Annotated in this window: 10 protein-coding genes and 1 pseudogene; 5 read left to right on the forward strand and 6 right to left on the reverse strand. The window is 53.3% G+C overall.

Features of this window, described 5'->3' with window-relative positions:
- The first annotated feature begins 453 nt into the window (after positions 1-453).
- Together G547_RS23125 and G547_RS0112555 are read left to right on the forward strand one after the other, a co-directional pair.
- Positions 454-677, forward strand: a pseudogene (locus G547_RS23125) (DUF2188 domain-containing protein).
- A complete protein-coding gene (locus G547_RS0112555) occupies positions 620-1,168 on the forward strand; it encodes a hypothetical protein (protein ID WP_169449450.1) in 549 nt (182 codons plus the stop codon). Before G547_RS23125 ends, G547_RS0112555 begins: the two are co-directional and overlap by 58 nt.
- Positions 1,169-1,774: 606 nt before the next feature.
- Here G547_RS0112555 and G547_RS0112560 read toward each other — a convergent pair.
- Both G547_RS0112560 and G547_RS23430 read right to left on the reverse strand, forming a co-directional pair.
- Positions 1,775-2,554, reverse strand: a complete 780-nt coding sequence (locus G547_RS0112560; protein WP_027330162.1) for a metallophosphoesterase — start codon at positions 2,552-2,554, stop codon at positions 1,775-1,777.
- A gap of 367 nt (positions 2,555-2,921) precedes the next feature.
- Positions 2,922-3,062: a hypothetical protein gene (locus tag G547_RS23430; RefSeq protein ID WP_157209870.1), complete on the reverse strand. Its 141-nt coding sequence runs from the start codon at positions 3,060-3,062 to the stop codon at positions 2,922-2,924.
- A 567-nt stretch (positions 3,063-3,629) separates the two neighbouring features.
- On the opposite strand from G547_RS23430, the gene G547_RS24075 reads away from it, so the two are divergent.
- Together G547_RS24075 and G547_RS24000 are read left to right on the forward strand one after the other, a co-directional pair.
- Positions 3,630-4,196: an SOS response-associated peptidase family protein gene (locus G547_RS24075; protein WP_425411500.1), complete on the forward strand. Its 567-nt coding sequence runs from the start codon at positions 3,630-3,632 to the stop codon at positions 4,194-4,196.
- A 552-nt stretch (positions 4,197-4,748) separates the two neighbouring features.
- Positions 4,749-5,039 carry a nucleotidyltransferase domain-containing protein gene (locus tag G547_RS24000; RefSeq protein WP_027330164.1) on the forward strand — a complete coding sequence of 97 codons (291 nt, stop codon included), beginning with the start codon at positions 4,749-4,751 and terminating at the stop codon, positions 5,037-5,039.
- A 403-nt stretch (positions 5,040-5,442) separates the two neighbouring features.
- Here the strand turns inward: G547_RS24000 and G547_RS23130 are convergent, their stop codons facing one another.
- The 4 genes from G547_RS23130 to G547_RS0112600 all read right to left on the reverse strand — a co-directional run bounded on the left by G547_RS23130 (position 5,443) and on the right by G547_RS0112600 (position 12,013).
- Positions 5,443-7,038 (reverse strand): carbohydrate-binding protein, encoded by a 1,596-nt coding sequence (locus G547_RS23130; RefSeq protein WP_084645984.1) that lies wholly within the window; start codon positions 7,036-7,038, stop codon positions 5,443-5,445.
- 155 nt (positions 7,039-7,193) lie between these two features.
- Complete coding sequence (locus G547_RS0112590) at positions 7,194-7,712, reverse strand: hypothetical protein (RefSeq protein WP_027330165.1); 519 nt, start codon at positions 7,710-7,712, stop codon at positions 7,194-7,196.
- 445 nt (positions 7,713-8,157) lie between these two features.
- Positions 8,158-9,489: a carbohydrate-binding protein gene (locus tag G547_RS21340; protein ID WP_036188483.1), complete on the reverse strand. Its 1,332-nt coding sequence runs from the start codon at positions 9,487-9,489 to the stop codon at positions 8,158-8,160.
- Between the two features lie 334 nt (positions 9,490-9,823).
- On the reverse strand, positions 9,824-12,013 hold the full coding sequence (locus tag G547_RS0112600; RefSeq protein ID WP_245573477.1) for an agarase: 2,190 nt from the start codon (positions 12,011-12,013) through the stop codon (positions 9,824-9,826).
- Between the two features lie 306 nt (positions 12,014-12,319).
- Between G547_RS0112600 and G547_RS0112605 the strand changes: the two genes are divergently transcribed.
- A complete protein-coding gene (locus G547_RS0112605) occupies positions 12,320-13,459 on the forward strand; it encodes a mandelate racemase/muconate lactonizing enzyme family protein (RefSeq protein ID WP_027330167.1) in 1,140 nt (379 codons plus the stop codon).
- Positions 13,460-13,472 lie beyond the last annotated feature (13 nt).

The raw sequence follows: 13,472 nt of genomic DNA on the forward strand, positions 1-13,472 counted from the left end.
TCACATTCTCGGGTCGACATGATTAAATCTCCAGCGGAGCAGCTGGGAGACATCGATCGTATGGTGAGTGTTCGCATTACACCCTTCTCTTGAGTTAGTCCTAGCCGTTATTCCCCTGAATCTCGGGGTGTTTAAATAGTAGTATCTACCTCATACGTCTTAATTCTGCGAGGATAGTGTTTTATGGCTCGTTATTATGTGAATCGGAACGCTCAAGCGAACGGTGATCACGAGGTGCATGTCACCGGATGTAATTGGATGCCTGATCCGGGTAATCGTAGCTACCTGGGTGAGTTCAGTAGCTGTGCGCCTGCCGTCAGAGAAGCAAAGAAAACCTATGCTCGATCAAACGGCTGTTTCTACTGCTGTAAACCCTGTCACACGTCTTAAGTTAGTTTGTTTCCAGATATCCTTTTTTAAATTTTGATTTTAATCTCTTTTAGGATTATTGAAATGATCGGAAAAGATCAACACGTCATCCCACATGAAGCTGGTTGGTCCGTCAAGGGTGCAGGCAATGATCGAGTGACATCAGTGCACAACACACAAAGCAAGCAATAGATGTCGCGCGAGAGATTGCGCGTAACCAGCAGTCGGAGCTTGTTATTCATCGAGCTAATTGTCCGATCCGCGACAAGGACAGTCATGGAAACAATTTCTTCCCGTCAAAGAGGTGAGCTATGAGTTATTGGGAGCCGGGCTAATTTTCTATCTGGGAGTAGAAATTATGGATTGGAGTGTGATGTTGTCCTTAGCGGAATTCTTTAAGGGTACCCCGCTGCAAACCGCTGTATATGCTTCTATGGCAGCGCTGTTTTTTCTCTTGTCGGCCAGGCGAGCCTTGTTTCTTATCAGACCGCTTGCCAGGCTTTTAGAATCTGTAGTCATGCAAGTTCAGGAAAGTGTTCGAGAACTGCTATCGTTGCCTGCTGATGTTGCACGGAGGCTGGCTTCTATTGAACCGTACTTTGCCATCGTTTCTTCTGTGGCGATGATGGTAGCCGGTGTTTCTATCGGGGGTATTGCAGTTTTGGCTTTGAGAACCTCTGGCGAAACGGTTTCAGAAATGACTCAGCTGTTGGCCCTGGGTACATTGCCGTTTTCTGCCCTTTATTGTCGAATCAGCTTCTGCGAGCTTTGCAGGGCGGTGGGCAGGGTTCGTTATTGAAGTCAGGGGATTGAGGTTTAACAATTGCTTTTAAAGGTGGCAATGGCCATCTATTTAGACCCACTTGAGGGTGCGGCAATTAATCTTGACCCACCGTACGTCGTTTAGTTAGTTGCCCTATGTGTCAACCTGAGTCCATACGCTGGCTCGATGAGCTAAACTCCTTTCGGGAATTCGAGATCCAAAAGCATTAGCACGCCCAAGCCAGCTCGAGCTGCCCGAAAGCCAAGTGACTTTTATGCCTAGCCTGGAAAGATACAACCGGGCGATAGTTCAACACCGAGTATAAGCCGAAATTTTCGGCTTAAGCCGATGAGTCCTTTCCCTGAGCGGCTCTTCATCAGCCGCTAGCAGGTGATCGCCCAGCACATACAATAAGCGCTTGATGCGCAGTTCTCTGCATATCCCGAGTGCTGTGTAAGATGAGCACGGCGGAAAACTCACCTTACCCTCGCCGAAGCACACAGCCATTGAATCGACATTAGCTGATTAATTCACTGTCCAAGTCAGGTTGCGTTCGCGATCAGTAAGCCCACAACTCCCCCGTAATGGCGAGAAATGGCCTCGCTGCAACCCGGTCATTTTGGCCGTCCGGGGTGATTCGTTCTAATCTAAATTGATTGTCTCCGATGGATTATATCTCGGGATATGCCCTAATTCAGACGGGTAGCCGAGTTGATTGCTAACCAACCTAGTAACCCCATTTCTGATATCCTTACTGCAATGGTTGTGGCCATAGATCCACAGCGCGGGTTGGTATTCATTAATGATATAATCGACGTTCGCCTGAAAATACGCGGCCATATTGTCGAGAGGGTATTTTTTATTATGGGTCTTAAGGCCCGGAGGGAAATGCGTTATCACAACCGCCTGTTCTGGCTCGCTATTTGACAGCTCCTTTTTTAGGTATGCTGTGCTCTCTTTGAACTTCTCCGCTGCGTCCTCCGGCGTAAAGCGGTCATCCTTTCTGGTTCTGATCAAGCGGAAGTCATTGATCCCTCTGTTGGCTACATACATCGCCCGATCGCTCTCACCCAGGACCGAAAAATCTGTCCACAGCGTGCAGCCCACGAACTTTACAGAGTCGATCACGATTGAGTCATTTTCCAGAAAATGTACCCGCTTGTTCCCCTCACAGGCGGATCGGTACTCTTCAATTTGGTGGTCTATATTGTGGTTATAAAACTCGTGGTTTCCCGCAATCCATACGATGTGAGATGAAGGAAACTGAACCGATAAGTCTAAGGCGATTTGCACGGACTGTTTGCCCACTCCTATGTCTCCGGCGAGTACAATTACGTCCGTATCGGTGGGAAATGCCAAAGCGTTGGACCGGTTGGCTTGGGAAAACTCTAGATGTAGATCTGATGCTGCAGCCAGTTTCATAAGGGGTTCCAGTTGCTAAAAATTCGATTCTTCTAATCCGTTGATGCCTGAGCTAATAACGTTGTTGTATAGACTGCATTCACTGTTGGTTAGGATTTCATAGAAACCTTGTCCGGCGCCTCGCAACGCCAATCTATGACCCGTCGTGCTTTTGTACGTATCCGGTGTGCTCATGCCCCGGGATAAAAAATTTGGCCCACTCATCGGGGGAAAATTCTGCTTGAGTCCAGTGAATCCAACACCCCATCGCTGTAGGCTGGTTTCGTCCCCCAGGTGAGTCTGGCGGCGTTCTGCCAACATCGTAGTCTGGATTAATTTCCCCTGAGAAGACGATCGCTCCGTTTTTATCGCGAATCTCCACCCAGTCCTATTTTTCAAGTATTACGAGCCCCTCCAAAGAATCGTCATCTGTCGGTTTGAGTGCCCATACCAACTCCTCAAGGCCGGTTTCGAACCAACCAAAAAATGTTCCATGGTGAATGCCGGTTTGCTCGGTATCGGATGCCATTTATATTCCCCCTAATACGATTTCTGGAAAGGCTACCGTCCATCTTCACGATTTACCTCTCATAACTTAGCTTCGGGACTGATGAAGATCCGCTTCCCAGACTTACGTATGGATTCGTCGAATTCGGCGGGTGAAACACTATTCCGGTGGCAGGCTCAATTTAGGTCGAACGCAATCTCTTTGCAAGCGCTAAATTCCGTAACCTATTGATTTTACAGTATATTTATGTTCGCGGATAATATGTCCGGCAAACGACAAGTGGTTGAACTCAAAGGATATTTCAGAAGAGGAATTCTGATGTACATTTCACGGGTGTGAGTTCTTATAGTAAGTGTGTCTTTCTGGAGCCTATTTAATAATAAAATGATCTATAACTGGGGGCTCTAGTACAGCATTGGTGAAGGAGCATCTGATGACAGACTCACCCTGATCTGGTGCATCGGTGTTGAGCACACTAAGGCAAATTGCCGAGAGTCCTATACCAAATGTAACTGGTTGTATATACAACACCCAGTGGTTATGATCGCTGCTTTCCACCTTTCTGGAGGGTTCATTATGTGCGGTCGAATGGATGTAGGCGCCGATATGATAAACCGTTGGGTTCCAGAAACCTTGGGGTTAGCGTTCAGGGCTGTGGCGAACCATGACCTGCGGCCAACCCAGTCTGTTGCCACTGTGGCGGCAGTCGGTAGTTGGTTAGGCCAGCTAGATACGACTTGGGGGATAAAGCCTGAATGGGCGACCTCACAACTCGTTAACGCCAAGTGCGAGACCGTTCGGACCAAGCAAGCGCTCGTGGAGGCTTATGTTGAACGCCGGTGCCTGGTCCCATGCAGCGGTTTTTACGAGTGGCGAGCGGAGCTGAATGGGAAAAAGAAGCACCGGTTCTCAGCGATCAATCAGCGGCCCCTCTATATGGCGGCGTTCTGGTACCCAGGAGAGACACCGCAGATTGTTACCCTTACACGAGACGCGCCTTCGTTGGGGACTAGAGCTATTCATACCCGGTCTCCGGTATTCATCAGGGCTCAGGATGCTGAGCAATACGTTCTGGGGTCTGCTGATGAGGCAGACGAGGTCTTGGGTGCTGTGGGAGATTCAGGAATTGAAGTGACGCCGGCGCAACCCGACTAAGGCGAGCGCATCGATAATCAGAAATGCTCTCGGCTAAAATGAGATAGCTCGGTGGGGTGATCAGCGCGACAAGCTGATCATCAATACTCGCTATACACGATTAAGGGCGGGGCTTACCCTGCTGAGCCGCAAGAATCGATGCGGGATGGTCCTCAGGCAGGTGAAGGCCTAGCCGCTTCCTCATCCGAGAGACCGGATGCTCGGCGAGCTGTCGGGAGAGGGAAAAACTCCCCTCAGCCTGCTGCCTGAGGATATCTGCTCGTTCTTCTGCCGGAGACATGTGCTGTTTTGGTTCTTTCATGGGTTGTTGCTCGGTCAGGATTCGAAAGGAACGCATACTTCGGATCATACCAACTGGTTAAAATTTAGTCATCCAGTTGGTGCCCAATAAGAAGCGCGTGTATTCCGCCTCGGCCCTTTCCCTATTCGTGTGGCATCATTGGTCCATTAATCTTCCGCCATAGGCGGCTGATTATATCCGATGGCTATTGCCGTCGTAGTTGTAATGGTAAAAGACTATATTACAGTCAGATTGACTTAAGGATCGTTCGGATGAGGCCTTCCAACGCCTTACATCAGCATCGCGAAGCCGTTCTGCAAATTGTCGAGCTTCACCGTGCAACAAACCCTCGCGTTTTCGGCTCGGTTCTTCACGGTCTCGATACTGACCACAGTGACCTAGATATCCAGGTGGCGGTCACCACCCAGACAACAATGCTAGATATCGGGGCAATTCGTGCAGAGCTTACGGACCTGCTTGGAGTGGAGGTTGAAGTATTGACAGAGGAGGCTCTACCGGACGAATGGAAGGACAAGATCTTGAGGGAGGCTCGGCCGATATAGCTATATGGGACTATTCAGCGCTCAATGGTCAGCTCAGACAGAGGCTTTGATCTACACTGGGGAAAGCTTGTTGGGGGTATATCCAATTGTGTTTCCCTGGAGAACGGCTTGTGAAATAAGCCCCTGGCCGTGTTCTTACCGATAAGCCAAGAGATCCCATCATGTGCGGCTGGTATTGCGGACGACTCCAATTCCAACTTGGGAAAACAGTCATTGGTTTCAGTCACGTTGTCGTTCGCTTGTCACCGGCATTAGCTGTACTCCTGCTAGCTCAATGTCCGAATTAAATCGACCACTACAGATTAATAGAGTGAGGCTCTTTTCTTCATAGGGAACTAGACCTGCCTTACCCTTTTAAGGAGAGCGTGAGATCGTCTTCGCCCTCTGCACGAACTCACCCTGATCATTCACCAAGCTGAACTAAACGAATCAAATTGCCATTCCACTGCCAGGTTGCACTGCCGGCGCTCTGAATCCTGACGGTGTGGGTGCCAGCGGTGAGCGTTACGGGGGTGTCGAGGCTGAACGTTTCGTACGTCTCCCAGCCTCCTGTTGTGGTGATGGCGATTTGCCCGACGTCGGTTTCGTCGATCATGACATTGGCTGCCAGACCGGATTGAGTGGGGGAGGCCACATTGACCTCTACCCGGTAATCGCCATCCTCCGGTACGGTAAGGCTGTAGTCGCCCCAATCACCCAAGGTGTTGTAGTTGATCTTGCCATCGGCGGCGGGGTTGAATCCCTCGACGCTGTCGTCGGCGACGGGTTCACCGTCTTTGCCCGTGGCGAAGAAGGCGTCGAAGTCGGTGGTGACCGTTGCGCCCGTGTTCGAGGCGGTGTCGTCGTCGCTGGCGTCGGGGGTCATGGACGCTGGCTTGTAAACCCGAATCCAGTCTACATAGAACCGGTTTTTATCGGGGTCCGACAGCTCTTCATCGGTGGCCATGATGCCGTTGTCGGAGCGCCAGTCCTGATCCTCTGCGTCAACGATGATCTGCATCTGCTTGCTAAGACCTGTGCCGTTTGTGTAGCCCTCCGGGTCGATGATTTCCTCGCCGGAGACGGTGCGAACCAGCTCGCCGTCGATGTAGTACTCCAGGTGCCATGGGTCGCGCCAGTAAACGCCGACTCGGCTAAATTGTTCGCGCCACAGGCGACCATCCGTGTACCAGGAGCCCTCATCTTTGGGCTGATAGTCCTGAAACGGGTCGCGAATAAAGACGTGGTGCGACAGGTGCATGCGCTCTGCGAACCAGGTCTGATCCGGGCGGCTGCTACCGTAGGCTTCCACAATGTCAATTTCTTCGGTGGAGTCGGCGCTCAGCATCCAGACGGCGTTGGCGAGGACCTGGTCCATGATTTTAACACGGGCTTCGACGTAGACCGGGTATTGAACGCTGGTTTTGGAATGAATGGCGCCGGTGTATACCTCGTCGGTGTCGGGTTTGCGGGTGGCTTCGATAACAAGGTTCCCCTCGGTCACAGAGGAGTTCGGGTCGTGGTAATCCGTGAGCCCCGGCCCCTGCCAGCTATTGATAAACCCTTCGGACCAACGCTCGTAAAACGCCTGGCCTTTGTCGTCGCCGGGGGCGGAGTAGTTGAAGTCATCGGACACGGCGTCGACCAGCTCCCAGGTATTGCCGGCGCCGGGGTCGGCGGGTACCACCAGGCCGTCCCAGTCGGCGGCTGTGGAAGCGCCCTCGCTACTGCTGGAGGACGAATTGGAAGAGGAGGTCACCGCTTGGTTGCTAGAAGCTGCGGCGCCTTCGCTACTGGAGGAGACGGCGCTTTCGCTGCTGGAGGAGGAAGCGCTGCTGATCGCCTGGCTTGATGAGAGGCTGCTCTGCTGGGATTGGGCGCTTGAGGAGGTGCCGTTCTCCGAAGTGTCATCCGAATCGTCGGAGCTGCTTCCCCCACAGCCATGGAGGCCCGTGCTTAGAAGGGCGACGAGGAGTAGTGAGAGCGGCTGCCGCAGGGAGCGTTGCGGGGCATAGAGCATTCTGTGACCTCTTGAGTCGTTATCGTTAGAGTGTTGGGAGTCGAGGGCGCTTCTGGCCTTCAATCACGTCAGAGGCCTATATTTTATTAAAAATAGTCAATTGTCAACAATATGATGCGTCTTCGCTGTTATCGCCGCTCGCGGAGGTGAAGCGACTATTGTCGCTTCACCAGGATTACCCAATCGTTCTCTGTGTCTCTGGGTGGTTTTCCCAAGTCGACCGTTGCCATATCGCCCCAATAGGTGGTCACTTCCTTATCGACCCTGAGCTCTGTAATAGAGCCGGTTTGCAGCTCGCCGCCGTTGCGCGGGTCGAACCACTGTACGCTGTAGTCGGATTTGCCTGGCAGTAAACGAAGCGTTAGAGCTTTTGAGGCGTCTTTCGCATAAATGATATAAAACTCGCCGACTTCCGCTAACGCCCAGGCGTTGCTGATCACTTCGTCTCGGCTAACCGCTTGTGAAAGCTCCACATCGGCCAACGCGAAAAATTCTACAGCGTGGCGAGCTTGATCCCAGAAGAGGTCTCGGGTGCGCCAATCCTGAGCGGTCAGGTCCGAGTGTTCATGTTGGTAGCCGAAATACCATTCCGTTCCCCAAGCGCCGGCGGTCAAGGCCCCCCAGAGCCCGTCCATGCGGGCAAGGTTGTGCTCGGGGTCTTCCGAATCGGGCACAAGGGAATGTTGTGCGTCGCCCGGCTCGTCGACGGCGACGGCCAGTGGTCGCCCGTTTCTTCAAAGCGTAGATAGGGCTCGTTCACATAGTTCAGGCGACCACGCTGACGAAAATCTGGCCACGTTTTATTGGTGTCGTGAATGGTTAGGGTACCGTTTTCGTCATCCATAAAGCCTGCGCTTATGCCGCTGATTGGCTCGCTGGACACGGCGACAAAGGGCCCTTGTCTAAAAGACGCTTCCCATTGCCACGGCCCGACCTGATCCGGTGCGAAGTGGACTCGCTATTTATTCTCCTCAGTTGCGCCGGTATTGGCGGCATCTCAATCCGCTGCGAAATAACCGGGAACAATATTGTCATTGTTGAGCCTGGTGGGGTAGCAAGCCCTCTTCCGTGAGGGCTGATAATTTCTATTTGATTTTCTGAAAGCAATGATTGCGATGGTTAGTCGGCGACTTTCACAAACCGGATGACATCACCATTCCACTGCCAGTTGGTATTCCCAGCGCTTTTAATCCGAACGGTGTGGGTGCCTGCGCCGATAAAAAAGTCGCTGTCGAGGCTGAAGGTCTGGTAGGACTCCCAGCCGCCGGTGGCCGAAATATTGATTTGGCCAACGTATACGCCGTCGATAGTGACCTCAGCTGCCAGCGTGCCGCTGGAGGGAGAGGCGACATTGACCTCTACCCGATACCGACCGTCTTCTGGCAGAGTGATGCTGTAGTCGCCCCAGTCACCCAAGGTGTTGTAGTTGATATTGCCCTGGCCTGAGGGGTTGAACCCTTCGACGTTGTCGCCCGCAACCGGACTGCCGTCTTTCCCCGTGGCAAAGAAAGCGCCGAAATCGGTCGATACGCTCACATCGCTGCCCGAGCCGCCGCTGTTACCACCATTAGTCTGGGTGACGGGTTTGTACACCCGAATCCAGTCGACGTACATCCGGTTCTTGCTGGGGTCGGAGAGCTCTGCGTCTGTGGCCATGATGCCGTTGTCGGAGCGCCAGTCCTGGTCTTCCGCATCGACGATGATCTGCATGGGCTTGCTCAGGCCCGTGCCGTTTGTGTAGTCGTAGGGGTCAATGATGTCGGGCCCGGAGACGGTGCGAACCAGCTGACCGTCAATGTAATACTCCAGGTGCCAGGGGTCTCGCCAGTAAACGCCGACCCGACTGAACTGATCGCGCCAGATACGGCCATCGGTGTACCAGGAACCCGAGTCTTTGGGCTGGTAGTCCTGGAAAGGGTCACGAATGAACACGTGATGCGACAGGTGCATCCTTTCCGAAAACCACGTCTGGTCTGGGCGGCTGCTGCTGTAGGACTCCACGATATCGATCTCCTCGGTGGAGTCTGAGCTCAACATCCAGACGGCGTTGGCCAGCACCTGATCCATGACTTTAACGCGGGTTTCAATGTACACCGGGTATTGAATGCTGTCATTGGAGTGAATGGCGCCGGTATATACCTGATTGGTGTTGGGTTTGCGGGTGGCTTTGATGACCAGGTTTCCGCCAGTCACTTCCGAGTTGGGATTGTGGTAATCCGTCAGGCCGGGGCCTTGCCAGCTGTTGATGAACCCTTCGGACCACTGGTTGTAGAAGGTCGGGCTTTTGCCGTTGGCTGGGGCGGAGTAGTTGAAATCGTCGGAAACCGAGTCAACCAACTGCCAGGAGTTGCCTGCGCCGGGATCGGCAGGCACCGGTATGCCATCCCAGTCGGCGGCGTGAACCATGGAGCCGTAGGCAGTGACGGCGGCGATACACAAGAGTTTTTTCATAAATCCTCCATCGCGTTTATATCATTATCGCTGTGGGGTGTTGTGTGACCTGGGGCGCGGAACCCAACAGGCGGGCCGCGCGAGTCGGGGCACGCGAGCCAAGTCACGCTAGATAGGAACAAGAGGAAAAGCGCTCTTGAACCCCTCAAAGACTATAGATAGATGACTGTATAAAGTAAACAATATTGCTGGTTAGTTTCTGAAATCGTGATGTAGAACTCAAGGTTGAAAGCGGCGCCCAAGGGGGAGTTAAAGGGCTGAGCGGGAAAGGGAAGAGGAAAAACCGCCCTGGCCGGATTAGGTCCGGGCAGGGCGGTCAGAGGCGGTTGTTGTCCTAGAAAGCCGTTTTTGGACGCAACAGGGCGGTTGTAGACGCGCCGTAACGAATCGCGAGTGAGCTCACGTAGCCACCGCTGTCGGGAAACTTAATGCGAACGGTGTTGTTGACGTCGATAAGCTCTACGGGGAGCGGAACCTCGATCACCCCAAAGAAACTCTCGCGGCCTTTTCCGTCCAGGTACTGGTCTCCACCACGCCAGTCGGTCGGTACCGTGACCGGCTCACCATTGACAGTGATTTCCGGTTGAAGCGACAGGCCGTGCTCCCGTCCCAGGCCCACGCGTAGAATGGCAAACCCTTCGGCTGACGTGTTGATGTCATCCACTTCGAAGGTGATCGGCCGTGCGCTTTCAATCGGTTGCTTGTAGGTGTTGGCGTAATAATTAGTCTCTTGCAGCTCACCCAGCGGTGCGTTGCCGGTGTTGCTGTAGCGGATGACCATGGTGGCTTCCGACTCCAGAGTCAGCGTTTGAGGCAGCTCGCTATAGGTCTGGTTCTCAATCATCGGCGTCCTGTCATGCAGGGGCAGCTCTTGGTCACCCAGGAACAGCTGTTTGGTTTGTATCTTGGCCGGGGCCGCGCCATCTCGGAAGTTTAGGGCGAACTCTTGAGTCTCAAAATCAAGGTTGTTGACGATGATAAAGGTTTCAGTATCACTCCGGTAAGCGTCGACTCGCAGATCCGGGTCGTCGGTGGCGGTATCCAAACGGGTGCCTCCAACGTCTTTCCATAGCTCGTACAACTTCACCAGTTCGGTGTATACCCATTGCTCACCGGATTCGCCTTCGGCTTCAAACTGTTGCCGCATTAAGCGGAAGTTATAGGGGACCGTTGGGCTTATTCTGCCCCATTCTGCCTTGACCGTAATGAACGGGAGTGCTTTTTCCACCTGGTGAGGGCGCTCCATAAAGGCCATCATCATAGAATTGATGGAATTGATCGTCAGCCAATCCCGATAGGGGAACCAGGGTTCATTTCTCAGCCGATGTACTTGGGCTCCGTACTCGGAAATGATCAGAGGCATCTCCTTGCCGAAAGAGAGATCGGTGTAATGGTTCAACATGTCCAGCGTCGCTTCCATGTTGGCGCCTTTGCGGTATCGCTTGACCGGTACACCATTGTCGGTAAAGTCCGGGAAGTCGTACAAGTGCAGGGATATGAAATCCATATTACTGCCAGCGACGTCCAAGAAATGCTTGTCGCGCTCCTCCCAGCGGTTGAAGTTGTCTTTTTCGAAGTCGGGGAAGGCGACGGTGTACCCGCCCAGAAGCACATCTGGGTTAAGGGCCCGAACCTCTTTCGCCACCGTGTTATGAAATTCAAAAATGGTGGTCAGGTCGACCGGGTCCTCGGCCACTGTTACCAGCTCCCACAGCGGCTCATTCATCACTTCGACGTATAAAGGTTTGGGCTGGCCTGGCTCGCCTTCGCTTTGCCGGAAGAAATGCTTGAGGAACTGACTCATGTACTGCCCGGTCGCTGTTCCCAGTGGCTCCTCGGGGGTATCGGTTTGGGAAAAGGTCCACCCCTGTCCGGTGGGCGTGCCGTTCGGCCAGTAGGGGTGTTGCTGTGCCGCAACAATCATTTGCTGGTTGCGATGTTCCTGGGCGCGTTGAATGGGTCCGCGCACGTCTTGGCGGGCGCTATACCAACCGGTGGCGTCGTTGCCTCGGCTCTCAATCGCTTCATCATCAGCGTACCCGGGCTTCTCCGGGTCCTCGGGTACCTGTGACAGTTGCCATGCCATACCCCCGGTGTCGCGGCCGAAATACACATCATATTCAGTCACAAATTCGGCCATCAGGTTGTCGCCGCCGACTGAGTCAGCATTCTCTCCCAGCCACCAGTCCTGCTCGGTATGGGAGGCATGTAGGGTAATAAAGGCTTCCCGGTGGAAGGTGTCGGCATCGCCCACGGCTCGAGTGACGTCGGAATCAACATAAACCTGAGTGGCGCCTTCTGACGCAGCGGCGCTGGAGCTGCTTATGGAGGTGGTACTCATACTGCTGCTGGACGAGGTGCTCGTCTGGCTGCTTGAGCTGGCGCTTTGCTGCGAGCTCGAGGCGCTTGAAGGGCTTTCCGAGTCGCCATAGCTCCCTCCGCAGCCCTGAAGGCCGGCGGTCAGTAGCACGGTGAGTGCGAATGCTGATCGGTTGCGGGACAAAAGATGCGTGCGATTGAGCATGCTTATACCTCTTTATCGTGTCAGGCATCGGGCTGGAGAAACCGCCCTGTTCTGCCTGCCTGGGTTTTTATGTCGCTATAGCGTGCCCGGCTGAACCAGGCCAGACCGAGCACGCTGGGTGCGATACCTTTACTACGGTCTTCACTATATAGTATATTGTCGACAATATATATGTGTCGATAGCTGCATTGCGCCGCAATGCCAGATAACGGTAGGATGCATTAAATATTGTAATATTGTTGACAATATGCAAATTCAGGCCTACAGTCGTTGTAAAGACCGTTTTATCAATAAGAGAGATCGATAATGAGCAAGCTTGACGTCGTTCCGGGGTGTGAGTCGCGCGCCGCATCTGAAATCGTTGATGTAAGAATCGAGTACTACCGGGTACCGTTGGAAGAGGTGCTCGCTGATGCAAAGCATGGGAATCATACCCATTTCGAGCTGGTTCTTTGTCGTATTGCTTGTGGTGATGGCCGTGAGGGTGTCGGCTACACGTATACTGGCGGCACCGGTGGTCGAGCCATTTATTCTTTGTTGAAGGATGAGTTGGCGCCCGGACTAATAGGGCTCGACTCTTCTGAGATTCTGTCGATTTGGGAAAAAGTGCAGTGGAAACTGCACTATGTGGGGCGCGGTGGCCTCGTCAGCTTCGCCCAGTCCGCTATTGACATTGCTTTGTGGGATCTGAGGTGCAAACGGCTGGGGCTGCCTTTGTGGAAAGTGGCCGGCGGAGTAAATAACACTACCCGTTGTTATGCGGGCGGAATTGATCTTAATTTCTCCAAGGACCGGTTGCTGGAAAACGTCAAGGGTTATCTGGATCGGGGGTTTGATGCGGTCAAGATAAAAGTTGGCAAAGCGGACTCCCGCGAAGATGTTGATCGGGTTAGGGCTGTCCGAAAATTGATCGGCCCCAGTCGCGGATTCATGGTCGATGCCAACTATTCCATGACGGTCGAGGGAGCAGTGCGCTTCTCTAACTCCATTGTCGATCAAGATATTACCTGGTTTGAAGAGCCCACTATCCCTGACGATTACGACGGATATGCTCGTATCGCTCAATCAACGTCTATTGCTTTGGCCATGGGTGAAAACCTTCACACTATTCACGAATTTACCTACGCGGTCTCTCAGGCCAGGCTTGGTTTTCTTCAGCCTGACGCCTCCAATATCGGTGGTATCACAGGTTGGCTGAAGGTGGCGGATCTGGCACAGGCGTTCAACCTCCCTGTCTGTAGCCACGGAATGCATGAGCTGCACGTTTCTCTCATGGCGTCACAGCCCAATGCGGGCTACCTGGAAGTTCACTCCTTCCCGATCGACGCCTACACCACTCACCCCTTGAAACTTGAGAACGGTCGTGCCGTGGCGCCGGACATTCCCGGCACCGGTGTAGAGTTTGATCACGACCTTCTGCGCAAGCATCTCATTCAAGCTTATTAAATAGAGGTATCCC

The organism is Marinimicrobium agarilyticum DSM 16975 (assembly GCF_000423345.1).
Lineage (GTDB): Bacteria > Pseudomonadota > Gammaproteobacteria > Pseudomonadales > Cellvibrionaceae > Marinimicrobium > Marinimicrobium agarilyticum.

Bases quoted from the DNA above. Each gene is read 5' to 3' on its own strand.
- G547_RS24000 (WP_027330164.1), top strand. From the start codon at position 4,749: ATGAGGCCTTCCAACGCCTTACATCAGCATCGCGAAGCCGTTCTGCAA.
- G547_RS23430 (WP_157209870.1), bottom strand. From the start codon at position 3,062: ATGGCATCCGATACCGAGCAAACCGGCATTCACCATGGAACATTTTTT.
- G547_RS0112600 (WP_245573477.1), bottom strand. From the start codon at position 12,013: ATGCTCAATCGCACGCATCTTTTGTCCCGCAACCGATCAGCATTCGCA.
- G547_RS21340 (WP_036188483.1), bottom strand. From the start codon at position 9,489: ATGAAAAAACTCTTGTGTATCGCCGCCGTCACTGCCTACGGCTCCATG.
- G547_RS0112560 (WP_027330162.1), bottom strand. From the start codon at position 2,554: ATGAAACTGGCTGCAGCATCAGATCTACATCTAGAGTTTTCCCAAGCC.
- G547_RS24075 (WP_425411500.1), top strand. From the start codon at position 3,630: ATGGATGTAGGCGCCGATATGATAAACCGTTGGGTTCCAGAAACCTTG.
- G547_RS23130 (WP_084645984.1), bottom strand. From the start codon at position 7,038: ATGCTCTATGCCCCGCAACGCTCCCTGCGGCAGCCGCTCTCACTACTC.
- G547_RS0112605 (WP_027330167.1), top strand. From the start codon at position 12,320: ATGAGCAAGCTTGACGTCGTTCCGGGGTGTGAGTCGCGCGCCGCATCT.